The 26,350-nt window shown below is 67.3% G+C and carries 17 protein-coding genes and 4 pseudogenes; 16 read left to right on the top strand and 5 right to left on the bottom strand.

Annotated features, from left to right (window positions below; all coding sequences use genetic code 11):
* Positions 1 to 8: 8 nt before the first annotated feature.
* Both DL544_RS19040 and DL544_RS19035 read right to left on the bottom strand, forming a co-directional pair.
* Positions 9 to 3,242: an efflux RND transporter permease subunit gene (locus tag DL544_RS19040; protein WP_065186764.1), complete on the bottom strand. Its 3,234-nt coding sequence runs from the start codon at positions 3,240 to 3,242 to the stop codon at positions 9 to 11.
* Between the two features lie 74 nt (positions 3,243 to 3,316).
* Entirely contained in the window at positions 3,317 to 4,561 is a 1,245-nt protein-coding gene (locus DL544_RS19035; protein WP_065186765.1) for an efflux RND transporter periplasmic adaptor subunit, read from the bottom strand.
* Positions 4,562 to 4,747: 186 nt separating this feature from the next.
* Here DL544_RS19035 and DL544_RS19030 point away from each other — a divergent pair, with 186 nt between their 5' ends.
* From DL544_RS19030 to DL544_RS18980, 11 genes are all read left to right on the top strand, one after another.
* Positions 4,748 to 6,067: a M20 family metallopeptidase gene (locus tag DL544_RS19030; RefSeq protein ID WP_053500212.1), complete on the top strand. Its 1,320-nt coding sequence runs from the start codon at positions 4,748 to 4,750 to the stop codon at positions 6,065 to 6,067.
* A 491-nt stretch (positions 6,068 to 6,558) separates the two neighbouring features.
* Positions 6,559 to 7,377: an NADPH-dependent 7-cyano-7-deazaguanine reductase QueF gene (gene queF, locus DL544_RS19025; protein ID WP_139727828.1), complete on the top strand. Its 819-nt coding sequence runs from the start codon at positions 6,559 to 6,561 to the stop codon at positions 7,375 to 7,377.
* A 203-nt stretch (positions 7,378 to 7,580) separates the two neighbouring features.
* The gene (locus tag DL544_RS19020) at positions 7,581 to 7,874 is read left to right on the top strand and encodes a LysM peptidoglycan-binding domain-containing protein (RefSeq protein WP_005419771.1); all 294 of its coding nucleotides are present in this window, start codon (positions 7,581 to 7,583) and stop codon (positions 7,872 to 7,874) included.
* Positions 7,875 to 7,917: 43 nt separating this feature from the next.
* The gene (locus DL544_RS19015) at positions 7,918 to 8,430 is read left to right on the top strand and encodes a hypothetical protein (protein WP_072169182.1); all 513 of its coding nucleotides are present in this window, start codon (positions 7,918 to 7,920) and stop codon (positions 8,428 to 8,430) included.
* A 315-nt stretch (positions 8,431 to 8,745) separates the two neighbouring features.
* A complete protein-coding gene (locus tag DL544_RS19010) occupies positions 8,746 to 10,968 on the top strand; it encodes an NADP-dependent isocitrate dehydrogenase (protein ID WP_139727826.1) in 2,223 nt (740 codons plus the stop codon).
* A 307-nt stretch (positions 10,969 to 11,275) separates the two neighbouring features.
* Positions 11,276 to 12,241, top strand: a complete 966-nt coding sequence (locus tag DL544_RS19005; protein WP_065196830.1) for a hypothetical protein — start codon at positions 11,276 to 11,278, stop codon at positions 12,239 to 12,241.
* Positions 12,234 to 12,782, top strand: a complete 549-nt coding sequence (locus DL544_RS19000) for a GTP-binding protein (RefSeq protein ID WP_065178843.1) — start codon at positions 12,234 to 12,236, stop codon at positions 12,780 to 12,782. The genes DL544_RS19005 and DL544_RS19000 overlap by 8 nt, the downstream gene beginning before the upstream one ends.
* On the top strand, positions 12,775 to 13,191 hold the full coding sequence (locus DL544_RS18995; RefSeq protein WP_065178842.1) for a roadblock/LC7 domain-containing protein: 417 nt from the start codon (positions 12,775 to 12,777) through the stop codon (positions 13,189 to 13,191). Before DL544_RS19000 ends, DL544_RS18995 begins: the two co-directional genes overlap by 8 nt.
* Positions 13,192 to 13,244: 53 nt before the next feature.
* Positions 13,245 to 13,604 carry a hypothetical protein gene (locus DL544_RS18990; RefSeq protein WP_005419760.1) on the top strand — a complete coding sequence of 120 codons (360 nt, stop codon included), beginning with the start codon at positions 13,245 to 13,247 and terminating at the stop codon, positions 13,602 to 13,604.
* Between the two features lie 146 nt (positions 13,605 to 13,750).
* The gene (gene aceK, locus DL544_RS18985; RefSeq protein WP_065178841.1) at positions 13,751 to 15,481 is read left to right on the top strand and encodes a bifunctional isocitrate dehydrogenase kinase/phosphatase; all 1,731 of its coding nucleotides are present in this window, start codon (positions 13,751 to 13,753) and stop codon (positions 15,479 to 15,481) included.
* Between the two features lie 80 nt (positions 15,482 to 15,561).
* Positions 15,562 to 16,464 (top strand): energy transducer TonB, encoded by a 903-nt coding sequence (locus tag DL544_RS18980; RefSeq protein WP_065196831.1) that lies wholly within the window; start codon positions 15,562 to 15,564, stop codon positions 16,462 to 16,464.
* Between the two features lie 39 nt (positions 16,465 to 16,503).
* Here DL544_RS18980 and DL544_RS18975 read toward each other — a convergent pair whose 3' ends face one another.
* From DL544_RS18975 to trxA, 3 genes are all read right to left on the bottom strand, one after another.
* Positions 16,504 to 18,078 carry a sensor domain-containing diguanylate cyclase gene (locus tag DL544_RS18975; protein WP_139727824.1) on the bottom strand — a complete coding sequence of 525 codons (1,575 nt, stop codon included), beginning with the start codon at positions 18,076 to 18,078 and terminating at the stop codon, positions 16,504 to 16,506.
* Between the two features lie 208 nt (positions 18,079 to 18,286).
* Positions 18,287 to 20,035 (bottom strand): transcription termination factor Rho, encoded by a 1,749-nt coding sequence (gene rho / locus DL544_RS18970; RefSeq protein WP_053498291.1) that lies wholly within the window; start codon positions 20,033 to 20,035, stop codon positions 18,287 to 18,289.
* Positions 20,036 to 20,263: 228 nt separating this feature from the next.
* Positions 20,264 to 20,593 carry a thioredoxin gene (trxA, locus tag DL544_RS18965; protein WP_005411275.1) on the bottom strand — a complete coding sequence of 110 codons (330 nt, stop codon included), beginning with the start codon at positions 20,591 to 20,593 and terminating at the stop codon, positions 20,264 to 20,266.
* 508 nt (positions 20,594 to 21,101) lie between these two features.
* Here trxA and rhlB point away from each other — a divergent pair.
* From rhlB to ung, 5 genes and pseudogenes are all read left to right on the top strand, one after another.
* Positions 21,102 to 22,825 (top strand): annotated as a pseudogene (gene rhlB, locus DL544_RS18955) (ATP-dependent RNA helicase RhlB).
* Positions 22,826 to 22,940: 115 nt separating this feature from the next.
* Positions 22,941 to 23,627, top strand: a complete 687-nt coding sequence (gene ftsE, locus DL544_RS18950; protein ID WP_005419728.1) for a cell division ATP-binding protein FtsE — start codon at positions 22,941 to 22,943, stop codon at positions 23,625 to 23,627.
* Positions 23,628 to 23,630: 3 nt separating this feature from the next.
* Positions 23,631 to 24,577: pseudogene (gene ftsX, locus DL544_RS18945) on the top strand (permease-like cell division protein FtsX).
* Positions 24,578 to 24,584: 7 nt separating this feature from the next.
* A pseudogene (locus tag DL544_RS18940) lies at positions 24,585 to 25,425 on the top strand (response regulator).
* Positions 25,422 to 26,134, top strand: a pseudogene (gene ung / locus DL544_RS18935) (uracil-DNA glycosylase). Before DL544_RS18940 ends, ung begins: the two co-directional pseudogenes overlap by 4 nt.
* The last annotated feature ends 216 nt before the right edge of the window (positions 26,135 to 26,350 follow it).

Genomic DNA, 26,350 nt, shown 5'->3' with positions numbered 1-26,350 from the left:
GGCGTGGATCATGCCTGCGGCTCCTGCAGCGAACCGTCGCGCAGCGCACGCTGTTCGCGGCGGCGCGCCAGCCACTCGGAGAAGCGCTCCATGTACAGGTAGATCACCGGCGTGGTGTACAGGGTCACCAACTGCGACAGCAGCAGGCCTCCAACGATGGCGATACCCAGCGGGCGGCGCAGCTCCGAACCGATGCCGGTGCCCAGCGCCAGCGGCAGCGCGCCGAGCATGGCCGCGGCGGTGGTCATCATGATCGGGCGGAAGCGCAGCAGGCAGGCGCGGCGGATCGCTTCGTGCGCGTTGGCGCCGGCGCGGCGGGCTTCGATGGCGAAGTCGACCATCATGATGCCGTTCTTCTTGACGATGCCGATCAGCAGCACGATGCCGACGATGCCATCCACCGACAGGCTCAGCCCGCACAGCATCAGCGCCAGCAGCGCGCCGACACCGGCCGGCGGCAGCGTGGAGATGATCGTGATCGGGTGGATGTAGCTCTCGTAGAGCACGCCCAGCACGATGTAGATCACCACCAGCGAGGCCAGCAGCAGCCACACCACATCGGTCTGGCTGCCGGTGAACTCGGCGGCCTTGCCGATGAACTCGGCATGCAGGTGGGTGGGCATGTCCAGGCTGTCCTTGGTCTCCTGGATCGCTCGCACCGCTTCGGACAGCGAATAGCCTGGCGCCACGTTGAACGACACGGTCACCGCCGGCAGCTGCTGCTGGTGGCTGACCACCAGCGGGGCGCTGCTGACCTTGCCTTCGGCCAGCGCCGACAGCGGGATGATGTTGCCGGCGCCGACGGTGATGCCGGTGTTCTGCGCGCCGATGCCGGTGGCGGTGGACGAGTTGGAGGAGGTGACCTGGCCGAAGCTGGTGGCATTGGTGCCGGTCAATGCGCCGGCGCCGTTGGAGGCGACGGCCAGCTGTTCCATCAGCGCAGTGCTGGTGCGGAACTCCGGTGCCACTTCCAGCACCACGCGATACTGGTTGAGCTCGGTGAAGATGGTCGAAATCTGGCGCTGGCCGAACGCATCGTAGAGCGTGTCGTCGATGGTCTGCATCGGCACGCCCAGCACGCTGGCCTTGTCGCGGTCGATGTTCAGCTCCAGGGCGCGGCCCTGGTTGGACAGGTTGTTGTCGACGTCGGCCAGTTCCGGGCGCTTGCGCAGCGCTTCGGTCAGGCGCGTGGCCTGGGTCGCCACCGTCGCCGAATCCACGTCCGACAGCGAGTACTGGTACTCGGTGGCGGCCACGCGGGTATCCAGGGTTACGTCCTGCACCGGCTTCAGGTACAGCGCCACGCCCGGAATGCCGGCCACTGCCTTCTGCAGGCGCGGCAGGATCTCGTCCAGGCCGTCGCGCTGGCTGCGCTCCTTCAGCACGATCGACAGCTGGCCCTGGTTGAGCGTGGGGTTCATGCTGCCGGCACCGATGAAGGCCGACACGCCGGTCACGTCTGGATCCTGGCGCAGCGCTTCGGCCACCTGCCTGGTGCGCTGCTCCATCTGCGGGAAGGCGATGTTCTGGTCGGCCTGCACCACGCCGGTGATCAGGCCGGTGTCCTGTTCGGGCAGCAGGCCCTTGGGAATCAGCACGTACAGCAGCACGGTCAGCACCAGCGCGCCACCGGCCACGGCCAGGGTCAGCCGCTGGTGGCCAAGCACCCAGTCCAGGCTGTGCTCGTAGAGGCCGACGGTGCGCGTCCACAGGTTCTGCTTGCCGGCCGCCGCCGCGCGCTCATGCGCGTCCTCGCCCTCGGGCAGGGCATCGGGCTTGAGCAGGTAGGCGCACATCATCGGGGTCAGCGTCAGCGAGATCAGCATCGACAGCACCACGGCGATGCTCAGCACCCACGCGAACTCGTGGAACAGGCGGCCGGTGACGCCGGGCATCAGCAGCAGCGGCAGGAACACCGCCACCAGCGAGACCGTCAGCGACAGCACGGTGAAGCCGATCTGGCGTGCGCCGATCTCGGCCGCTTCCTTGCCACTCTTGCCCTGCTCGATGTAGCGCACGATGTTCTCGATCATCACGATCGCATCGTCGACCACGAAGCCGGTGGCCACCACCAGCGCCATCAGCGAGAGGTTGTCCAGCGACATGCCGGCGAAGGCCATCACCGCGAAGGTGCCGGCCAGCGACAACGGCACCGCCACCGAGGGAATGATCGTGGCCCACAACCGGCGCAGGAACACGAAGATCACCGCCACCACCAGCCCGATGGTCAGGATCAGGGTGAACTGCACTTCATGCACCGAGGCGCGGATGGTCTCGGTGCGGTCGTTGAAGATCTCCAGGTGCACGTCGGCTGGCAGCACGCCCTGCAGCTGCGGCAGGATGGCGCGGATGCGCTCGACGGTCTGCACGATGTTGGCACCGGGCTGGCGGCGCACTTCCAGCAGTACCGCCGGCTTGCCGTCGGCCCAGGCGGCAAGCTGGTCGTTCTCCACGCCATCGATTACCTCGGCCACGTCCGACAGCCGCACCGGGCGGCCATTCTTGTAGCTGATGATGGTGTCGCGGTACTCGGCGGCGCTGGCCAGCTGGTCGTTGGTGCCGATGCTGTAGGACTGCGTCTTGCCGTTCAACGAGCCCTTGGGCGCATTGACGTTGGCCTGGGTCAGCGCGCTGCGCAGCTGCTCCAGGGTCAGGCCCATGTTCGACAGCTGCGCCGGATTGACCTGGATGCGCACGGCCGGGCGCACATTGCCGGCGATCGAGACCAGGCCCACGCCCTGCACCTGCGACAGGCGCTGGGCCAGGATGGAATCGGCGTAATTGTTGACGTCGCGCAGCGGGCGCGTGTCAGAGGTCAGTTTCAGGGTGACGATGGCCGCGTCGGCCGGGTTCACCCGGTTGTAGACCGGCTGGTAGGGCAGCGACGAGGGCAGGGTGGCCTGGCGGATCGCCGCCTGCACGTCCTGCGCGGCGATGTCGATGTCGCGGTCCATCGAGAACTGCAGGATGATCGTCGACAACCCGGCCGACGAGTCGGAGGTCATCAGCTCCAGCCCGGAAATCTGCCCGAACTGGCGCTCCAGCGGGGTGGTGACCAGCGAGGCCATGGTGGTGGCGTTCGCACCGGGGTACTGGGTGGTGACCACCAGGCTGGGCGCATCGATTTCCGGCAGCGCCGACACCGGCAGCTTGCGGTAACCGAGGATGCCCAGCAGCAACAGGCCCGCCATCAACAGCGAGGTGGCGATCGGGCGGCGGATGAAGATCGTCGAAAAGCCCACGGACTGATCCTTGCTGGCACTTCAATGTCGGCGCCGGCAGGTCCGCCGGCGCGAGGGAGATCAGTGGCCTGCGCTCAGCGCGGGCCACCACCGCGACGGCCACCGCCGCCTGCGTTCTTCTGCTCGGCTGCCTTCAGTTCGGCCTCGGTCGGTGCGGCCGGGGTCTCGCCCGGCTTCAGTGCGGTGACCTTGCTGCCCGGCTTCAGGCGGAACTGGCCTTCACTGACCACCCGCTCGCCGCCCTTCAGGCCTTCGGCGATCTGCACCTGGCTGTCGCCCACTTCCACGCCGCTGCGCACGGTCTGCATCTTTACCGTGTTGTCGCCCTGCACTATGTAGACGTACTCGCCATCCGGGCCACGCAGTACCGCCTGGGTGGGGATCACCACGCCGCCGGCAATCGTGCGCAGCTGCATGCGCACGTTGACGAACTGGCCCGGCCACAGGCCGTTGTCGGTGTTGTCGAACAGGGCGCGCGCCTTGAACGTGCCGCTGTCGGCACTGATCAGGTTGTCGACCACATCGAGCTTGCCGTCGCCGGACAGCACGTGCGAATCGGCGCGGTCCAGCGCCGCCACCGGTACCGTGCCGGCGGCCTGCGCCTGGCGCACATCGCCGAGCTGGCGCTCGGGCAGGTTGAACAGCACGTGGATCGGATGGATCTGGGTCAGCGTGACCAGAGCGGTACCGGCGCTGACCACGTTGCCGGCGTCGACCGCACGGATGCCGGCGATGCCTGAGATCGGCGCGGTGACCCGGGTGTACTGCAGCTGCACCTGCGCCGAGCGCATGCTGGCCTCGTTGGCGGCCACGGCGCTTTCGTACTGTGCCACTTGGTTTCGCTGTGTATCCAGATCGGTCTTGGCGACGTACTGGCGATACTCCGGCGCGTTCGAGCGCTGGTAGTTGGAGCGCGCGGTGGCCAGCAGGGCCTCGTTCTGGCGCTTGGCTGCAGCGGCCTGGTCGTAGCTGGCCTGGGCGGTGCGCGGGTCGATCACCGCCAGCACATCACCCTGCTTCACTTCCTGGCCTTCACGGAAATTCAGGCTCATCAGCTGACCGCCGACCTGCGGGCTGACGGTGACGGTGTTCATCGCGGTCACCGTACCCAGCGCGCTGGCATACACCGGTACGTCCTGGCGCGTGGCTTCGACCACGGTTACCGGCACCGGGCCGGCATCCGGGTCTTCCCCGCCCTGGCGCGCGCCCGCAGCAGGTTTTCCAGCCTTGTCCTTGCCCCCGCCAATGACGCGCAGGCCGACCACGGCCAGCACCAGGATCGCCACGACCAGCAGCACGATCTTCCAAACACGTGACATTACGAGGACTCCGAGAGGGCTGGACCGGACGGGACGCCGGGACAATGCGCAAAGCATACCTGTGCCACATCACGTTTCCTGCATGACGGATGGGACGGGCGCTAAGACCGGATGCGGCACCGGAGGTTCCCGTGGCGCCGGTGTTGCCCTACATTCAGCTGGAACCCTCTTGCTGTGGAGATTGCGATGCGCCGTTCGCTGCTGCTGTCCGCCCTGCTGCTGGCCCTGCCGGCGCTTGCCCATGCCCAGGACGGGCAACGCCCCGAAGTGACCGCCGCCGCGCAGCGGCTGCAGGCCCAGGTGGTCGAATGGCGTCGTGACTTCCACCAGCACCCGGAGCTGTCCAACCGCGAGGCGCGCACCTCGGCCGAGGTCGCCAAGCGCCTGCGTGCGATGGGCCTGAAGCCGAAAACCGGCATCGCCCACCACGGCGTGGTGGCGATCATCGAAGGCGGCAAGCCGGGTCCGAAGATCGCGTTGCGTGCAGACATGGACGCGCTGCCGGTGACCGAGCAGACCGGCCTGCCGTTCGCCTCCAAGGCCACCGACCAGTACCGCGGGCAGACCGTGGGCGTGATGCATGCCTGTGGCCACGACGCGCATACCGCCACCCTGCTCGGCGTGGCCGAAGCGCTGGTATCAATGAAGAAGGACCTGCCGGGCCAGGTGATGCTGATCTTCCAGCCGGCCGAGGAAGGCGCGCCGCCGCCGGAAGAGGGCGGTGCGGCACTGATGCTGAAGGAAGGGCTGTTTGCCGATTTCAAGCCGGAGGCCGTGTTCGGCCTGCATGTGTTCTCCAGCGTGCAGGCCGGCCAGATCGCGGTGCGCGGCGGCCCATTGATGGCCGCCTCGGATCGCTTCGGGATCAAGGTGATCGGTCGCCAGACGCATGGCTCGGCACCGTGGAACGGTGTTGACCCGATCGTCGCCACCGCCGATCTGGTCGGCACCGCGCAGACCATCGTCAGCCGCCGCGCCAACCTGTCCAAGCAACCGGCGGTGCTGACCTTCGGCGCGATCAACGGCGGCATCCGCTACAACATCATTCCCGATGAAGTGGAGATGGTCGGCACCATCCGCACCTTCGACGAAGGCATGCGCCAGCAGATCTTTGCCGACCTGCGCAACGTGGCCGAGCACACGGCCGCCGCGCACGGTGCGAAGGCGGTGACCGACATCTACGAGTCGGAGGGCAACCCGGCCACGGTGAACGACCCGGCGCTGACCGCGAAGATGCTGCCGAGCCTGCAGGCGGTGGTGGGCAAGGACAACGTGTACGAGCCGCCGCTGCAGATGGGCGCGGAGGATTTCTCGCTGTACGCGAAGGAAGTGCCGGGCATGTTCTTCTTCGTCGGCTCCACCAGCGTGGGCATCGACCCGGCGACGGCGCCGGCCAACCATTCGCCGAAGTTCCTGCTGGATGAGAAGGCACTGGATGTGGGACTGCGGGCGTTGCTGCAGGTGAGCCTGGATTACCTGCACGGTGCCGGCACCCCGGCGGGGTGAGGGTTTCCGGCAGGGCTTGCAGCCCTGGGTACGCGACATCGCATGCGCGCTGTCGCTCCCACAGTTCGCTGCGCGAACGGTGGGCCCCCCTTACCAGCTTCCAGACCCCTGCCGCTTCGCGGCCGCCCCCTGACTCAGGGGGCCTTCCTCCAGACCCGATCCCGTGGCTTGCCGGTAGATCCACGCCATGCGTGGATGGCAGACATCGAAAATGTCCGAAGGATCGGATTTTGATTTTCTGATCTTTCCCGTGGTGGATCGGCGGCAGAAATGTGTCGGGGGGCCGGGCGGGTGGGGCTGGCGGGGTATCCGCGCCATGGATGGCGCGGCTAAGCCTCCACGGACGGATTCACGGCGTCCCCGCCAGCCCCATCCGCCCGGCCCACTCCCGGGAATCCAGGCTTTCGACGACCCAACACCCCACCACGGAGGGGCTCCGCCGTTGGCCGGCCCGGCCGAAGGCCCGCCCTCCGCGCGATACAATGACCTCCATGAACACCCCACAGGATTCCAGCCTCGGTCGCGAGGTCAGTTACCCGTCGCAGTACGATCCCGGCCTGCTGTTCCCCATCCCCCGCAGCGGCGCCCGCGCCGAGATCGGCCTCGATGAGGCCGCGCTGCCGTTCGTCGGCCACGACCGCTGGCACGCCTTCGAGCTGAGCTGGCTCGACCCGCGTGGCAAGCCGCAGGTCGCCGTCGCCACGGTGCAGGTGCCATGCACCTCGCCGCGGCTGATCGAATCGAAGTCGTTCAAGCTGTACCTCAACTCCCTCAACAGCACCCGCATCGACAGCGCCGAGGCACTGCGCGCGCGCCTGGTGGCGGATCTGTCGGCCTGCGCCGGTGTGCCGGTCCAGGTCGAGTTCGGCCTGCCAGGCCTGCGCGAGACGCCGCTCGGCGAGTCCATCGACGGGCTGGAACTGGAGATCGACTGCTACGGCCCGCCGCAGGCGGACTTCCTCGCCGCCGATGCGGGTGAGGTGGTGGAAGAGACCCTGGTCTCGTCGCTGCTGAAGTCCAACTGCCCGGTCACCGGCCAGCCGGACTGGGCCACGGTCAGCCTGCGTTACCGCGGGCCGAAGATCGATCGCGTGGGCCTGCTGCGCTACTTGGTCAGCTACCGTGAACACGCCGAGTTCCACGAGCAGTGCGTTGAGCGGATCTTCAGCGAGGTATCTGCGCGCTGCCAGCCACAATGGCTGGAAGTGGAGGCCCGCTATACCCGCCGTGGTGGCCTGGACATCAACCCCTGGCGCGCCAGCCCCGGCATCACCGCCCCGGCTGCGACCTACCGCGAACTGCGGCAGTAACCGGTAGTGCCGGTCGCTGGCCGGCAACCGCAAGGAACCCGCGTCCAGGGCAAGGGAAAGCCGGCCAGCGGCCGGCACGACCGGACACCGTCTCTCCCGATTGTTCAGCCGCCCCCGGGGGCGGCTTCACATCTGCACCATCCCCATTTAACAACCGCCATGGCACCGTGCCAATCACGTAGTCATGCAGACGGGAGTTGTGGATGAGTACCGAGAAGAAAGCCGATTTCTCCGGCGTCAGTGGCAGTGTCGACAGTACCGCCGAGCAGGTGCCGAAGGCGGACTTCTCCGGCGTCAGCGCTTCGGTGGACAGCACCGCGGACGTTGTCAGCGGCGGCACCTATACCGTGCAGAAGGGTGACTCGCTGTCGAAGATCGCCAAGCAGCATCTGGGCGACGCCAATGCCTGGAAGAAGATCTTCGAAGCCAACCGCGATGTGCTTGATGACCCGGACAAGATTTTCCCGGGCCAGACCCTGAAACTGCCGCCGAAGTAAGCCGGCCAGAACGCCGTCCGACAATCCCTGGGAGGAACCCCGAATGATCAAGACCACCCCGCTCCAGACCGCCCTGATCGCCGCCCTGCTGGGCAGCGTCGCCCTGGTCGGTTGCAAGAAGAAAGAAGAGTCGACCGACAACAATGCCGCTCCGGCAGCGACTGCTCCGGCCGAACCGGCAGCACCGGCCCCGATGACCGGCGCGCCGCCGCCGATGGCCGAAGCCGCTGCTGTCAGCGTCTCGTCGGTCACGGTCGGCAAGACCGCAGCCGCCGACAAGTCGGTTGCGACGACGGCTTTGTTCGCGCCGAAGGACGACATCATCGTCTCGGTCAAGACCGACGGTGCTGCCAACAACGTCGCCGTTGGCGCGAAGCTGACCTACCAGGACGGCCAGGTGGCCGGCGAACAGAATGCCACGCTGAACACCAGCGGTGCGGAAACCACCAACGTCACCTTCAAGAATGCAAAGGGCTGGCCGGCCGGCAAGTACCGCGCCGAAGTCACCGTCGATGGCAAGGCGGCCGGAACGCCGCAGGAGTTCGAGGTCAAGTAAGTCCAGCCGACTCTCTCCCGGCAGGGCTCACGATGGACGCAGCCGCGAGGCTGCGTCCTTTTTTGTTGGATGATGGTCGGCTTCATCCAGGCGTCGATGGATCACAGCGTTGCCGGCATGCAGTACCGCCGCGTATGGCGTGGCTTTGCCCCGCGCGACTGAAAACGCGACAATGCAGGGGTTTCCCCGCCGCGCGCCCACCCTGACGGCGACGGGGGAAAGCGTGGGGCCCCGCCTCGCGCGCGACACGGTTGCACGTGGGCCGGCGCTGGCGCCGGCCTTCCCCTGAGCATTGCTACAGAGTCCAAGTCCCCCATGTCCAAGATCCTCTACACGCTGACCGACGAAGCACCGTTCCTGGCCACCCAGTCGCTGCTGCCGATCGTTGACGCCTACACCGCCACGGCCGGCATCGTGGTGGAAACCCGTGACATCTCGCTGTCCGGCCGCATCCTGTCGCAGTTCCCGGAACTGCTGTCCGACGCGCAGAAGGTCAGCGACGACCTGGCCGAGCTGGGCCAGCTGGCGACCACCCCGGACGCCAACATCATCAAGCTGCCGAACATTTCCGCCTCGGTGCCGCAGCTGAAGGCGGCCATCAAGGAACTGCAGGACCAGGGCTACCCGCTGCCGGATTACCCGGAAACCCCGGCCGACGACCAGCAGCGCGACTACAAGGCGCGCTACGACAAGGTCAAGGGCAGCGCGGTGAACCCGGTGCTGCGCGAAGGCAACTCCGACCGCCGTGCACCGCTGTCGGTGAAGAACTACGCGCGCAAGCACCCGCACCGCATGGGCGCTTGGGCGCCGGATTCGAAGTCGCACGTCGCGCACATGGCCGCCGGCGATTTCTACGGCAGCGAAAAGTCGGCCACCCTGGCCAACGCCGGTTCGCTGAAGATCACCTTCCACGGCAACGACGGCAGCACCGCTGTGCTGAAGGAAAAGACCGCGGTCAAGGCCGGCGAGATCGTCGACGCCGCCGTGATGAGCCGCAAGGCGCTGGCCGCGTTCATCGGTGAGCAGATCGCCGATGCCAAGGCCCAGGGCGTGCTGTTCTCGCTGCACCTGAAGGCGACCATGATGAAGGTCTCCGACCCGATCATGTTCGGCGTGGCGGTCAATGAGTTCTACAAGGACGTGCTGGCCAAGCATGCCGACGTGCTCAAGCAGGCCGGTTTCGACGCCAACAACGGCATCGGTGACCTGGCTGCGCGCCTGCCGTCGCTGCCGGAAGCCACCCGTGCCGCGATCGAAGCCGACCTGGCTGCCGAGTACGCACAGCGCCCGGGCGTGGCCATGGTCAACTCGGACAAGGGCATCACCAACCTGCACGTGCCGAGCGACGTCATCGTCGACGCCTCGATGCCGGCGATGATCCGCGACTCCGGCAAGATGTGGAACGCCGAAGGCAAGCTGCAGGACACCAAGGCGGTCATTCCGGACCGCTGCTATGCCGGCGTGTACCAGGCCGTCATCGACGACTGCAAGGCGCACGGCGCCTTCGACCCGGCCACCATGGGCTCGGTGCCCAACGTCGGCCTGATGGCACAGAAGGCCGAAGAGTACGGCTCGCACGACAAGACCTTCCAGATCGCTGCCGATGGCGTGGTCAAGGTCACCGACGACGCCGGCAACCTGGTGTTCGAGCACACTGTGGAAGCCGGTGACATCTGGCGCATGTGCCAGACCAAGGACGCGCCGATCCAGGACTGGGTCAAGCTGGCCGTCGAGCGTGCCCGCCTGAGCAGCACCCCGGCCGTGTTCTGGCTGGATGCCGCCCGCGCCCACGACGCGCAGGTCATCGCCAAGGTCGAGCAGTATCTGAAGGACCACGACACCAACGGCCTGGACATCCGCATCCTGCCGCCGGTGGAAGCCACCGCGTTCTCGCTGGACCGCATCCGCAAGGGCGAGGACACCATCTCGGTGACCGGCAACGTGCTGCGCGACTACCTGACCGATCTGTTCCCGATCATGGAGCTGGGCACCAGCGCCAAGATGCTGTCGATCGTGCCGCTGATGGCCGGTGGTGGCCTGTTCGAGACCGGCGCCGGTGGTTCGGCCCCGAAGCACGTGCAGCAGTTCGTCGAAGAGGACTACCTGCGCTGGGATTCGCTGGGTGAGTTCCTGGCCCTGGCTGCGTCGCTGGAACACCTGGGCAACCGCTATGACAACGCCGCCGCCCGCGTGCTGGCCAAGGCGCTGGACGAAGCCAACGGCCAGTTCCTGGACAACGACAAGTCGCCGTCGCGCAAGCTCGGCGGCATCGACAACCGTGGCAGCCACTTCTACATCGCTCTGTACTGGGCGCAGGCCCTGGCCGCCCAGGACGAGGATGCCGCACTGAAGGCACGCTTCGCCCCGCTGGCCAAGGCGCTGACCGACAACGAGCAGAAGATCGTCGACGAGCTGATCGCAGTGCAGGGCAAGGCCGTGGACATCGGCGGCTACTACCGTCCGGACGTGGCCAAGGCCAGCAAGGCGATGCGCCCGAGCGCGACCTTCAACGCCGCGCTGGAGCTGCTGCGCGGCTGATCCGTCGCCGTTCGGCCGTGACCCCGGAACCCGCGCTTCGGCGCGGGTTTCTTTTCTGGCTCTGGGGTCAGATCCCTTTTGCCACGCAAAAGGGATCTGACCCCAGGCGATGAAACCGTGACTTCCGTCGGCTGTCGGAATGCCGTCAACGGGGCATGAAACTTGCCCGCGATAGCAGTCGCAGAACCGATCGGACACCGCCTGCAACCGCTCCCGATCTGAGCAGTCGATCACGACGGCTGCCGCTGGCGATGCCCTAGCCTTGGCGACGCGAGACCACCGGGGAGGTGGTCGCCCGGGGACACGGATGGCACGCGTGCTGGTAGTGGGAACCGATATCCAGGGCGAGCAGGCCCTGCTGCAACGGCTGCGCCTGGCGTCGGCACTGCCGGACGGCCAGGTCCGCCGCAGCCGGGACCTGGACGATTGCGACCTGCTGGTCATCCGCGATACCCCGGCACTGCGCAACGCGGCCCAGCGCATGCGCCAGCAGCGACCGCGCCTGCAATGCTGGATCGAGGACAACGGCGGCCAACTGCGCGACGGCGACGGACACCAGGATGTGCTCGACGACGGTGCCATCGGCCGCGCGCTGCGTCGCATGCAGTTGGCACCGGAGCCCCTGGCCATGCCCGCACCCGCGCTGATACGTCTGGCCGATGGCGCACACGCCATCACCCGCCTGCTGCGCGAGCGGTTGCCGCTGCGCCATGGCCAGGCACTGTTGAGTGATGCGGGCGAGCCTTTGCTGCTGATGGATCTGGAGCACGACCAGGCCGTGCTGTTGCAGGAACCCGCGAGCGCGCTGGTGGAGCGCCTGGCCGATGCTTTCGAACGCCTGCAGCTGGATGCACTGACGCCAATGCGCCTGCAGGCGCTGGCTGGTGAGCGAACACGCCAGCCGCTGCGGCCGCTGTTGTGGCAATGGGCGCAACGCAGCCGCCACTGGCAGGCACTGGACGAACGCCTGCGCGGCGCTTCGGTGAAGCTGCTGCGCTGGCCGGATTTCCGCGTCCTGGGGCACGACCACGATGGATTCCGCCTGTGCTCGTTGCTGCTCAAGCGCGCGTGCACGGTTGAAGAATGCGCGATGCTGCTTGAGCTGCCGGCGGCGGCCGTTCGCGATTTCATCCACGCGGCCTACCTGTGTGGCTACGCGCAGCTGCAGGCCGCCCCGGCGGCGCCGATGATGGCGACCGGTGGCACCCGCACCGACAACGGACTGCTTGCCCGCCTGTGGCGGCACCTGCGCGGGAGTGAGCGCAATGCGTGAGCACAAGGTGGTGGTGCTGGGCGGCATGGGCAGCGGCAAGTCGACGCTGGTGCGCAGCATCGCGGCCGGCGCGGTAGTCGACACCGATGTGGCCAACAGTGATCGCCTCGGTGCCGACAAGGCCTCCACCACCGTCGCGCTGGACTATGCAGACATCGACCTGCCCAACGGAGAACGCCTGCGTCTGTACGGAACGCCCGGCCAGCAGCGTTTCGATTTCCTGTGGCCGATCCTGCTACAGGGTGCACGGGGCGCGGTGCTGTTGCTGGACGCACGTCGCGTCGGCATTGCCAGCGAGCTGCAGGACTACCTGCAGGTGCTGCAGCCGTTCGCATCATCCCTGGCACTGGTCGTGGCGGTCACCCACCTGGACCAGGCGCCACAGGCGGCGCTGGATGACTGGGCCGCCCGTGCCTGCCTCGATGACCAGCCGCTGCCGCTACTGGCCGTGGATGCCCGTGACCGCGAACAGGGACTGCTGCTGATGGATGTACTGATGAGCGAAATGGAAGCACACGCACTGGTGGCCGCGCATGGGTGACGGGCAGATGGCGGTACTGCCCGATGCGGGCCAGCGTGAGCGCCTGCAGCCGCTGCTGCAGGACCTGCAGCAGCGGGTGGAGGGCGTGCGCACGGTGGTGCTGGCCAGCGTCGATGGCTTTGCCCTGGTCAGCGCCGGTGCCGAAGGACGCGGCGAACGGCTGGCGGCGATGACCAGCGCGATGCTGGCGTTGGCCGCAGCGGTGGGGCGCGAACTGCTGCTGGGCGATCTGCAGACGCTGATGCTGGAAGCGATGGGCGGGAAGGTGCTGATGCTGGCGATCCAGGCCGAGGGACGTGCACCGCTGCTGCTGATGGCGGCCTGCGACCAGCGCAGCGTGATCGGGCAGGTGCTGTGGCAGAGCAGGGAATGTGGCCAGGCGATCCTGGCCGAACTCGGCGGATCGTGAGCCCGGCCGCAGGGGAACGAGGGGCTCGAACCAACATCGACAAGGGGTGCGACGTGGCTGGATTGAATGAATCGTTGAACGCACTGATGGGCATCGACGGCGCGCAGGCAGTGGCGCTGGTCGACTACGAAAGCGGCATGCTGCTGGGCGAAGCCGGTGCCGGCATGGACATGGAGGTGGCCGCTGCCGGCAACACCGAAGTGATCCGGGCCAAGATGAAGACCGCCGCCTCGTTGAACCTCAATGACAGCATCGAGGATATCCTGATCTCGCTGGGCAAGGCGTACCACATCATGCGACCGGTCGCGAAGAAGAAGGGACTGTTCTTCTACATCGTGCTGGACCGGACCAAGTCCAACCTTGCACTGGCCCGACGCAAGGTGCAGGACGTGGAGGCCGAACTGGCGATCTGAGCCGGTAGTGCCGGCCGCTGGCCGGCGTCTGCATCGATCCATCGACGGTCCAGGTGCTGCCGGCCAGCGGCCGGCACTACCTTCGCACTCGACGCCATTGCACACGCCAGCGTATGGTGAAGCCGGTCCTCCCGGCTGAGTCCTGCATGTCCGAGCCTGATATCGATGCCGAGCTGGCGTCGCGCATCGCTGGCGCCATCCACGCTGGCTTCGAGCAGTACCACGCCCGCTTTGCGACGATCACCGCTCGTGCGCGGCAGCGTTTCGAGCAGCGCGACTGGGCGGCTGCGCGCCAGGATGCAGTCGAGCGCATCGCGCTGTACGACCTGTGCATTGCCGAACAGATGGATGCACTGCGGCGCCTTGCCGGCGAAGCAATCGGGGAGCGCGCATTGTGGCTGCAGGTGCATGCACGCTACAGCGCATTGCTGCGGGGGCTGATCGATGCCGAACTGTACAAGACCTTCTACAACACACTGTCGCGGCGCTTGTTCTCCACCCGTGGCGTGGACCCGGCGCTGGAGTTCATCGCCTTTGACGTCGAGCCGTCCGATGCGATCACCCATCCGGTTGCGCGGCATACCTACGCGGTTTCACCCACGCGGCCGGTGGAGGCCCTGCAGCGCGTGTTGGCCGATTACCGCTTCGACATTCCGTATGCGCACCAGCTGCGCTGCGCGGCGGCCATCGCCGTGCGCCTGCAGGACGATCTGGCCCACTGGGGCGATACGCCGGTGCGCAGCATCGAGCTGCTCGACACCGTGTTCTATCGCGAGCGCCGTGCCTACCTGGTGGGCCGCGTGTTCGGCGAGCACCGGTTCTCACCCTGCGTGATCGCGCTGGTCAACGATGAGCGTGGACTGCGCGCCGACGCGGTGCTGACCCGGCGCCGCGACGTCGCCCATCTGTTCGGCGTGTCGCGCAGTTATTTCCAGGCCGACCTTGCCACGGTGGGCGATGCGGTGGTGTTCCTGCGCAGCCTGCTGCCGGGCAAGCCCATCGATGAGATCTACACCGTGCTGGGCCGTGCCAAGCAGGGCAAGACCGAGCGCTACCGCACCTTCTTCCGCCACTTCAACGAGCATCCGCAGGAGCGGCTGGTGCCCGCCGAAGGCACACCTGGCATGGTCATGGCGGTGTTCACCCTGCCCAGCTATCCGCTGGTGTTCAAGCTGATCCGCGACCGCTTCGCGTGGCCCAAGGCGATGTCGCGGCAGCAGGTGGAAGAGAAGTACGCGCTGGTGTTCAACCTCGACCGCGTCGGCCGCCTGCTCGATGCGCAGCCGTATCGCCACCTGCGCTTCCCGCGCGACCGCTTCGCACCGGCCTTGCTGGAGGAGTTGCTGCAGCAATGCTCGCAGACCGTGCGGGTCGATGGCGACCATGTGGAAGTCGCACTGTGCTACGTGCAGCGCCGTTTCCGGCCATTGAATCTGTACCTGCGCGAGCAGGGGGGCGAGGCGGTGCGCGCAGCGGTACTCGACTATGCGCAGGCGATCACCGACATGGCGCGCAACAACATCTTCCCCGGCGACATGCTGCCGAAGAACTTCGGCGTATCGCGACATGGCCGGGCCGTGTTCTACGACTACGACGAGCTGTGCCTGGTCAGCGACTGCGTGTTCCGCGCATGGCCGCAGCCGCGTACGCCGGAGGAAGCCATGGCCGATGAACCCTGGTTCCATGTCGGTCCACGCGACGTGTTTCCCGAGCGCTTCGGCCCGTTCATGGGGCTGCCCGCCAGCGAACTGGCGGCGGTGGGGGAGCACTACCGGCACCTGTTCGATCCGGCGTGGTGGCAGGACCTGCAGGCGCGCTTCGCCGAGGGGAACTATCCGGATACGCCGCCCTACGCGGCGGCCCATCGCCTGGCCTGAACGGCGTGGCGTGAAGCACGTGCCGGTCCGGTCAGGACTGCGGTACGCTCGGTGCTCACTTCATCACCACGGATCCGGCAATGATGCGTTCCCCCCTGTTCCTTGCGCTGGCCCTGGCGTTCTCCGCAGGTGCCCCGCTGCTGCCATCCGAGGCCGTCGCCCAGAACGCGCGCGCCGTGCGCGCCACCGCCGAGATGAGCATGGCGCTGTCGGGCAGTATCGATGTGGCGGCCGACGGCTCGGTCAGCGCGCTGGTCCTGGACCAGCAGGCGATGCTCGCACCGGGTATTGCATCGTTCGTGGAGGGCACCATCCGTGGATGGCAGTTCGAGCCGACGCTGCGCGATGGCAAGCCGGTGGCGGTCCACGCACCACTGCGGGTGCGCCTGCGTGGCAAGCAGCAGGACGACGGCAGCTACCAGGTCAGCATGACCAGTGTCGACTTCAGTGAGTATGACCCGAAGGCTACCGATTCGGTGACCCGGAAGAACATGCCGCCACCGCGCTACCCCGAGGATGTCTTCCGCAGTGGCGGGCAGGGTGATGTGCTGCTGCTGGTCAAGGTGGCCCGCGACGGGACCGTGGCCGACGTCATTGCCGAACAGGTGAACATGACCGTGGTCGCGCCGGAGCGGACCCTGGCCAAGATGCGCGACCTGCTCGCCAAGGCCAGCATCAGCGGCGCCCGAAAGTGGACCTTCGTCCCGCCCACGACCGGCGAGAACAGCACGCGCGACTTCTGGACCGTACGCGTGCCGGTGAACTTCGCCCTGAACAGCGACACCGGCAGCAACGGCAATGCCCAGCCGGAGCGCTATGGCCGCTGGCGTGCCTACATCCCCGGCCCGCGCCAGGCCGCACCGTGGCGCAAGCCGGATGCCGTCGAACAGGTGGGCAGTGATCTGCTGCCTGCCGGGGGCGTGTACATGGTCGATGGCACCCAGCGCGGCCTGCGCCTGCTGACACCGTTGGCGCAGCGCTGAGCCCGGCGCGGTGAAGCGGTCGGCCAGGCCGGCCGCTTTTCAGTCCGCGTACGGGTAGACCACCACCCGGTTGCGGCCCTGTTCCTTGGCCATGTACAGGGCCTTGTCGGCCAGCCGCAGTGCCTGCTCGGCATCGACGTGGAAGCTGGGGAAGTGGGCCACGCCCAGTGACACGGTGATGGTGCCGACCGGCTCGAACGGATGATCGGCGATGTGCTGGCGCAGGCGCTCGCCGGCCTGGCGCGCATAGTCGGTGCTGATGCCCGGCAACAGCAGCAGGAATTCCTCGCCGCCGGCACGGCAGAGGATGTCGCTGTCGCGCGAGTAGCGGCGCATCTGGTCGGCGATATGGACGATGGCCGCGTCGCCGACGTCATGGCCATGGCTGTCGTTGATCGATTTGAAGCGATCGATGTCCAGCGCCAGGATCGCGAACGGAATGCCCTGCACCTGCAGCGCATCCAGCGCCTGCTGCAGGCCGCGGCGATTGAGCAGGCCGGTCAGCGGATCGGTACGGTTGGCGCGGCTGAGCGTGCCGATGCGGTCCTGCAGCGCGTTGAAGCTGTGCAGCACGGCCTGCTTGAGCTGGGCCACCTCGAAGTACCAGGCGCGAATGCCGCTGACGTGGCTGATCGCGTTCCCGGTGTCCTCGCCACCCTGCACGTTTCGCGCCAGCTGCCACAGCGGCATCGAGATGCGACGGGCGAACCACCAGGTGACCAGCAGTGACAGCAGGCCGAGCGGGATCGCATTCCAGATCACCGCGGTCATCAACCGCGACAATGGCTGCAGCGTGGCCTCGGTCGGCCGCTGGGCGATGATGCCCCAGCCGGTGGCCGGCACCGGTGCATAGCCGGCCAGCATCGATACGCCCAGGTTGTTGCGGACCTGCTGCGCACCGCGTTCACCGCGCACGACTGCCTTCACCGCCGGGTTGCCGACCACGTAGTCGCCGACCCGCTTGCCATCGGCGTGGTACAGCAGGCGGCCATTGCGGTCCACCACGTACAGGTACGAGCCGTCGCGGTAGTAGTGCTTGCCCAGCAGCGTGTGCAGCGCACTGCGCTGGCGCAGGTAGAGGGTGCCGCTGACGTAGCCGCGATAGCGGCCCTGGCGATCGAAGATCGGGTGCGACAGCGAGACCAGCAGCTTGCCGGTGGTCGACTGGTAGGGATCGCTGATCATCGGCTGGCGCGCGGCCAGTGCGGCGTTGTTGCCGGCGCTGTGCAGGATCTCGCCCTGCAGCTGCAGGGTCTGCGGCGAGGTGGCGATCACCAGGCCGTCGGCGTCGACCACCAGCGAGGAGTTGAAGCTGTTGGTCTGCAGCTGCAGCCGGCTGGCTTCATCCTGGGCCTGTGCCGGATCGAGATCATTCTGGCCGAGCCGGGTGGCGGCGTAGGCCAGCTCCTGCTGCGCGGCCAGCAGGAAATTCTGGGTGGTCTCGGCCAGTTTGGTGGCATAGACGCGGTTGGCCTCCAGCGTGTTGCCGACCAGCTGGTCGCGCTGCACGCGGTAACTGGCCAGCAGGGTATTGGCCAGGGCGATGATGGCGCTGAGCAGGGCCAGGGCGAGGATCAGCTTGCCCAGGTTCAGGCGGGGGGACAGCGTTCGCATGCGTCGACGGATCCGGCAGGAGGCTGGACCCGACCGGTTCTCCGGAAGGGGCGACAGCGGGAATCGGTGGCCACGCCCTTGGGGCCGGGCAGGGTATCGGGCGAATTATCGCCAAAAGTCGGCGGCGGCAAAGTGAAGCAGGTCGTCCTGCAGGCAAAAAAAACCTGCCGCAGCGGGCGGCAGGTTCTTTTCGATGCAATGGCGCGGATCAGCGCTTCATCGAACCGAAGAACTCGTCGTTGGACTTGGTGTTCTTCATCTTGTCGAGCAGGAATTCCATCGCGGCCATTTCGTCCATCGGATGCAGCAGCTTGCGCAGGATCCAGATCTTCTGCAGCAGTTCCGGTTCGATCAGCAGGTCTTCGCGGCGGGTACCGGAACGGTTGATGTCGATGGCCGGGAACACGCGCTTTTCAGCGATACGACGGCTCAGGTGCACTTCGCTGTTGCCGGTGCCCTTGAACTCTTCGTAGATCACCTCGTCCATCTTCGAGCCGGTGTCGACCAGCGCGGTGGCGATGATGGTCAGGCTGCCGCCTTCTTCCACGTTGCGCGCGGCACCGAAGAAGCGCTTCGGGCGGTGCAGGGCGTTGGCGTCCACACCACCGGTCAGCACCTTGCCCGAGCTCGGCACCACGTTGTTGTAGGCGCGGGCCAGGCGGGTGATCGAGTCGAGCAGGATCACCACATCCTTCTTGTGCTCGACCAGGCGCTTGGCGCGCTCGATGACCATTTCGGCCACCTGCACGTGGCGCGCGGCCGGCTCGTCGAAGGTCGAGCTGATGACCTCGCCGCGCACGGTGCGCTGCATTTCGGTCACTTCTTCCGGGCGCTCGTCGATCAGCAGCACGATCAGGTGCACGTCCGGATGGTTGGTGGTGATGGCGGTGGCGACCTGCTGCATCATCATCGTCTTGCCGGCCTTCGGCTGCGACACGATGAGCGAGCGCTGGCCCTTGCCCTGCGGCGCCATCAGATCGAGGATGCGGCCGGTGATGTCTTCCGACGAACCGTTGCCACGCTCAAGGGTGAAGCGGCGGCGCGGGAACAGTGCGGTCAGGTTCTCGAACAGCACCTTGTTCTTCGACGCTTCGATCGGCTCGCCGTTGATGGTGTCGACGATGTTCAGCGCGAAGTAGCGCTCGCCGTCCTTCGGGAAGCGGATGCGGCCGGAGATGTGGTCGCCGGTGCGCAGGTTGAAGCGGCGGATCTGGCTGGGCGAGATGTAGGTGTCGTCAGGACCGGCCAGGTAGCTGGCTTCGGCCGCGCGCAGGAAACCGAAGCCATCCGGCAGGATTTCCAGCACACCATCGGCGGCGACGCCGTCACCGTGGCGGGTCAGCACCTTCAGCAGGGCGAAGATCACGTCCTGCTTGCGGGCACGGGCCACGCCTTCGGAGATCTGCAGCTGCTCGGCGATTTCCAGCAGCTTCTGTGCCGGCATGCGCTTGAGGTCGCTCAGCGAGTACACCGGGAAGCCCTCGGGCACGTTGGCGTGCGGGCGCGGCACGAACGGCTGCTGCTCGCCGCCGTCATTGGACATGCCGTCGTCGCGGAAGCGATTGTTGCGGTCACGGTCGCGGCGGTTGCGGAAGCGGTCGCGTCGGTTGCCCTGACCTTGCCCCTGGCCCTGCTGGCCGTTCTGGTTGTACGGGTTCTGGCCCTGGTTCTGGCCACCCCCCTGGTGATTCTGCTGCCGCGGCTGGCCGGATTCGCGGCCCTCGCCACCCTCGCCACCGCCACTGCTGGCAGGGGCCTCGGCGGCGGGCGCGCTCGGCGCAGGTGCTGCGGCCGGCGCCGGTGCTTCGGGCGCGGCGGCCAGCGGCAGGGTCGGCTGCGCCGGAGCGGCGCTGGTTTCTGCGGCTGCCGGGGCGGCGGCCTTGCTCACGCGGGGCTTGCGCACGCGCTTTTCGGCGGGCGCATCAGCGCTGCCGGTTTCGGAAGTGTTATCGGACAAGAGCGTTATTCCTCGCTTGACGGTGCGAGCGCCCGGCTGGGGCGGCGAACGTTGGGAATGGGTCTGGAAGAAACTGCGTCCAGAGGGTGCGGCACGCGAACGCGGCCGGATATGCCGACACTATCATCGGCCTGCGGCGCCATGCAAGGGTCGCCGGGAACAGCATTCATCATGGGCGTGGTGCGCCCGCCGGCAGCCGCGCTCGGCGGCTGCCGGAGACCGGCAGGATCAGGCCAGGGCCTTGTCCAGCAGGCCGGCCAGCTGGGCCTTGCCCACCGCACCGATCTGCTCGCCGACCTTCTCGCCATCCTTGAACACGACCAGGTACGGAATCGAACGCACGTGGTACTTCGCGGCCAGCGCACGGTTGTGGTCAACGTTGACCTTGGCGATCTTGGCGCGGCCCTGGTAGGCATCGGCCAGCTCGTCCAGCGCCGGGGCGATCATCTTGCAGGGGCCACACCACTCGGCCCAGAAATCGACCAGCACCGGTTCCTTGGAATTCAGTACTGCGCTATCAAAGTCGGCGTCGCCGACATGTACAACCTTGTCGCTCATCTTGGTTTCTCGTCTTGGATTGCACCCGGCCATGCCGGAGGTGGGTGAACTGGGCCTTGCCCGGTGGCGCGACCCTCGTCGTTGCCTCGCGGCGCACTGCCGCGGTGCGTTCGGCGGGATGCCTGGACGCTCACGGCCGGCAGTGTACCCCTATCGCGGGGCAGGGACAGGCGCCGTCTGGAACCCAGCGTATCGTGATCGCTTCGATGCCCGGTATGTGTCGGATTTCACTGTCCTCCTGTACATGGGGCTGGCAGTGCGCGACACCAGCGCCCCAGACCGGGCCGTTCAAGTCCAGTGTGGCTGGGTGAAGGTGGCGTCTCCGGGTGCCGTGAGACACCGCATTCCGGTTTGCCTGCCCGAGTGCGTTAAACTGGGACATTGTGCGGCGCACGGACCGAGGGTCCCGGCCTGCCAACCCGCCGCAGGGGCCGCAGTTTGCGACGGTTCCCCTAGACGCTGAAGTGCCAGCCGCCCCAAGGGCCGGCGGCCATACCAAGACGGACTCATGAGCGACAAACCGCTGACCGATTTGACCTTTTCCTCCTTCGAGCTGCATCCGGCCCTGCAGGCCGGCCTTGAAGGAGCCGGATTCACCCGCTGCACCCCGATCCAGGCGCTGACCCTGCCGGTCGCGCTGCCCGGTGGTGATGTTGCCGGCCAGGCCCAGACCGGTACCGGCAAGACCCTGGCCTTCCTGGTCGCTGTCGTGAACCGCCTGCTGACCCGTCCGGCGCTGGCCGACCGCAAGCCGGAAGACCCCGCGCCCTGATCCTCGCCCCGACCCGTGAGCTGGCCATCCAGATCCACAAGGATGCGGTGAAGTTCGGTTCCGACCTGGGCCTGCGTTTCGCCCTGGTCTACGGTGGCGTGGATTACGACAAGCAGCGCGAGCTGCTGCAGCAGGGTGTGGACGTGATCATCGCCACCCCGGGCCGCCTGATCGACTACGTCAAGCAGCACAAGGTGGTTTCGCTGCATGCCTGCGAGATCTGCGTGCTCGACGAAGCCGACCGCATGTTCGATCTGGGCTTCATCAAGGACATCCGCTTCCTGCTGCGCCGCATGCCGGAACGCACCATCCGCCAGACCCTGCTGTTCAGCGCCACCCTCAGCCATCGCGTGCTGGAGCTGGCCTACGAGCACATGAACGAGCCGCAGAAGCTGGTGGTCGAAGCCGAGACCATCACCGCTGCCCGCGTGCGCCAGCGCATCTACTTCCCGGCCGACGACGAGAAGATCCCGCTGCTGCTGGGCCTGCTGTCGCGCAGCGAAGGCGCGCGGACCATGGTGTTCGTCAACACCAAGGTGTTCGTCGAGCGCGTCGCCCGCTCGCTGGAGAAGGCCGGCTACCGTGTCGGCGTGCTGTCCGGCGATGTGCCGCAGAAGAAGCGCGAGAGCCTGCTCAACCGCTTCCAGAAGGGCCAGCTGGAAATCCTGGTGGCCACCGACGTCGCCGCCCGTGGCCTGCACATCGATGGCATCAAGTACGTCTACAACTACGACCTGCCGTTCGATGCCGAAGACTACGTGCACCGCATCGGCCGTACCGCGCGCCTGGGTGAAGAAGGTGATGCGATCAGCTTCGCCTGCGAACGCTACGCGATGGGCCTGCCGGACATCGAGGCCTACATCGAGCAGAAGATTCCCTCCGAGCCGGTCACCAAGGAACTGCTGACGCCGCTGCCGCGCCCGGAACGCCCGGCCCCGGCTGCAGGCGAGGAAGGCGAGGACAACGAAAGCGTCGGCCAGATCTTCCGTGAAGCGCGCGAAGCCCGCGCCGCCGAGGAAGAGCGTCGGGGTGGTGGCCGCAGTGGCGGTCGTTCCGGCAGTGGTGGTGGTCGTGGTGGCCGTGACGGCGAGCGCAGCGGCGAACGCCGTTCGCGCGGCCCGCGCAAGCCGCGCGTGGAAGGCGAGCAGGGCGCTGCCGCCCCGGTCGCCGGTGCTGAAGGCGCCGCCGCCACGGCCCCGCGTCCGCCGCGCCCGCCGCGCGCCGAAGGCGCACCGGAAGGTGCCGTGGATGGTGAGCACAAGCCGCGCAAGCGCCGTCGTCGTCGCCATGGCCGTCCGGTCGAGGGTGCCGAGGGCGTGCAGGCCAACGCCGGCAACGGCGCGAGCCCGGTGACCCCGGTGCAGGTGGTGGCCAAGCCGGTGCGTACCGCCGCCGATACCGGCGATTCGTTCCTGACCCGCATCGGCCGCAAGATCCGCCGGATGCTGTCGGGCAACTGATCCTGTAGCACCCGACCGTTGGTCGGGTGGCTTCATGGGCGTGCCGGCCAGCGGCCGGCACTACCGATCCCGTGACCATCTCCACGCCGTCGCGCCGGTCCTGCATAATCGGGGCATGAGTGTCCTGCGCTTCGACAATGTCAGCAAACAGTACGCCGGTGGCCACGAGGCACTGACCGATGTCAGCTTCGAGGTCGCGCCGGGCGAGATGCTGTTCGTCACCGGCCATTCCGGTGCGGGCAAAAGTACGCTGCTCAAGTTGATCCACCTCGACGAGCGGCCCAGCCGTGGCGCGGTGGTGTTCGACGAGCGCAACCTGCTGAAGGTGCGCGGCGGCGACGTGCCGCGCCACCGACGCGCGGTGGGGGCGGTCTACCAGGACCACCGCCTGCTGATGGACCGCTCGATTGCCGAGAACGTGGCGCTGCCACTGATCCTGCGTGGTACCCGCCGTGGCGACATCAACAAGCGCGTGCGTTCAGTGCTCGAGCGCATGGGCCTGGGCCATCGTGAGAAGGCACTGCCCTCGCAGTTGTCGGCCGGCGAGCAGCAGCGCGTCGGCATCGCCCGTGCCATCGTCGGCGAGCCCAAGCTGCTGGTGGCCGATGAGCCGACCGGCAATCTCGACCCGACCTTGGCAGCGGAGATCATGGCCCTGTTCGCCGAGCTGCCCTCGCGCGGCACCAGCGTGCTGGTGGTCAGCCACGACCTGCCGCTGCTGCGCCGCATGCGCAAGCGCGTATTGATCCTCGACCACGGCCGGCTGGTGGATGACATCTCGCCGCAGGACCTGGCGGAGTAACCGATGGCGAAGAACGAAAACAGCGAAGCCGCCGCCCCGTCGCGCGTGGGCGTCTGGTTCCAGCACCACGTGCACAGCGTGGTGTTCAGCCTGGGCCGCGCCTGCCGCAAGCCGTGGGCGACCCTGCTGACCGTGATGGTCATGGCGCTGGCCCTGGCGTTGCCGCTGGGGCTGTCGATCGCGCTGGACAACCTCAAGCAGTTCGCCGGCAGCGTGCAGCAGTCGCGCGACATCAACGTGTTCCTGAAGGGCAACATCGATGGTCCCGGTGCGCTTCGCCTGGCCGGCCAGCTGCGCGACCGCGATGACGTGGCCGAAGTGAATGTGCGCACACCCGAGCAGGGCCTGCAGGAACTGCGCGATGCCGGCCTCGGTGAGGCGATCGATGCGCTCAACGACAATCCGTTGCCCTCGCTGCTGGTGATCACCCGGGCCAGGGCAAGGACGACGCACGCCTGGCACGCGCGCTGGAAAGCCTGCCCGAGGCCGACCTGGTGCAGCACGATGCGCTGTGGCGCCAGCGCCTGGACGCCTGGCTGGCGTTCGGTGCACGGCTGGTGCAGGTGCTGTCGGTGCTGCTCGGCGTGGGCGCCGCGCTGGTGGTCGGCAACACGGTGCGCCTTGACATCCAGGCCCGTCGCGCAGAGATCGGCGTGCTGCAGCTGCTCGGCGCGAGCGATGGCTTCATCCGCCGCCCGTTCCTGTACCTGGGCGCGTGGTACGGGCTGGGCGCCGGCGCAGTAGCGCTGGCCCTGATCGGCGCCGCCGGTGCCGCCCTGCGCGTGCCGCTGGCCGAACTCTCGCGCAGCTACGGCAGCCCGTTCGTGCTGCATGGCCTGGACCTGCTGCACGGCGGCCTGGTCCTGGTCGGCACGCTGCTGCTGGGCTGGCTGGGCGCCTGGCTGGTGACCGGCCACTTCCTCCGCCAGACCCGCCCGACCGACACCTGAGACCGGCATGCAACCGCAAGCGCTGAAGCACCTTGAAGGGCCCGCGACGCGGGTGATGGTGGTCGATGGTTCGAAGCTGGTCCGCAAGCTGATCGCCGATGTCCTGCAGCGTGACCTGCCGGGCGTGGAGGTGATCGGCTGCGACAGCATCGAGGATGCGCAGCAGGCGCTGGCGCAAGGCCCGGTGGACCTGGTGACGACCTCGCTGACCCTGCGCGATGGCGACGGCCTGGCGCTGGCGCGGATGGTGCGCGAAGCCGCCGGCCAGGCCTATGTGCCGGTGATCGTTGTGTCCGGCGATGCCCAGCAGCACCTGGAGCAGCGTCGCTTCACCGAGTACGTCACCGACTATTTCGACAAGGCGCTGGCCATGAGGCACTGGCGACCTTCATCCGTGGCTATGTGCAGCCGCAGACCATCCCGGCGCCACCATCCTCTACATCGAGGACAGCCGCGTGGTGGCCGAGGCCACCAAGCGCATGCTTGAGCGGCAGCAGCTGAACGTACTGCACGTGGTCAGCGCCGAAGAGGCATTCACCCTGCTCACTGCCGAGTCGCTGGGCCGCAGCCGCCACCGCATCGATCTGGTGCTGACCGATGTCACCCTGAAGGGCGAACTGAGCGGGCGCGACGTGGTGCAGCGCGTGCGCGTGGACTTCGGTTACGGCAAGCGCCGCCTGCCGGTGCTGGTGATGACCGGTGACGGCAACCCGCACAACCAGACCGGGCTGCTGCAGTCCGGTGCCAATGACCTGGTGCTCAAGCCGATCGAAGAGCGGCTGCTGGTCACCAAGGTGCTGTTCCAGCTGCGCCTGGCCCGATTGAACGATGGACCCCTGATTCGATGATGGATGAAGTAGCCGACACCCCGACGATCCAGCTGGAACCGAGCTGGAAGCAGCATGTCGGCGATTACCTGCTGCAGCCGCAGATGCGCGAGCTGTCCAGCTTCCTGCGCCAGCGCAAGGCCAGTGGCGCGGCGGTGTTCCCGCCCGGCCCGCAGATCTTCGCCGCGTTCGACGCCACGCCGTTCGAGCAGGTGAAGGTGGTGATCCTCGGCAGGACCCGTATCACGGCCGCGGCCAGGCGCATGGCCTGAGTTTCTCGGTGCCGCCGGGCGTGCCGGTGCCGCCGTCGCTGCTGAACATCTACAAGGAGATCGAGAGCGATCTCGGCATCCCGCGCCCGGACCACGGCTGCCTGATTCCGTGGGCGCAACGTGGGGTGCTGCTGCTCAATGCCGTGCTGACGGTGGAAGAGGGCAAGGCTGGTGCCCACCAGGGACGTGGCTGGGAGGGCTTCACCGATCACGTGGTGGATGTGCTCAACCGCGAACGCGAAGGCCTGGTGTTCATGCTGTGGGGCGCCTATGCGCAGCAGAAGGGCAAGGTCATCGACACCCGTCGCCATCGCGTGCTGAAGTCGCCGCACCCGTCGCCGCTGTCGGCCCATCGTGGCTTCCTCGGCTGCCGGCATTTCTCGATGGCCAACGAGTACCTGCAGCGCCGCGGCCAGGCCCCGATCGACTGGTCGCTGCCGCCGCGTTCGGCGCTCTGAGCACCGTCGGGCTGCTGGGCCTGAACACCGGGCAACGTCTCCGGGCCTGAATGGGTCTGCAGAACGGCCCGTTCAGCTCCGCTTGACTGAAATCGGCCGGTTTCTGCCAGGTAATTGCTTGAATTCCAAGGGATTGTGAATCCCGAAAAGCATGCTCGCCACTGTCATCAAATCGCGCTACGGTAGGGCTCTGTTTGGGACCAGTGTTGCATCAAT

Origin of the sequence: Stenotrophomonas sp. pho (assembly GCF_006228405.1) — a bacterium.
Classification (GTDB): Bacteria; Pseudomonadota; Gammaproteobacteria; order Xanthomonadales; family Xanthomonadaceae; genus Stenotrophomonas; species Stenotrophomonas sepilia.
This window is presented reverse-complemented; position numbering and strand designations above follow the sequence as displayed.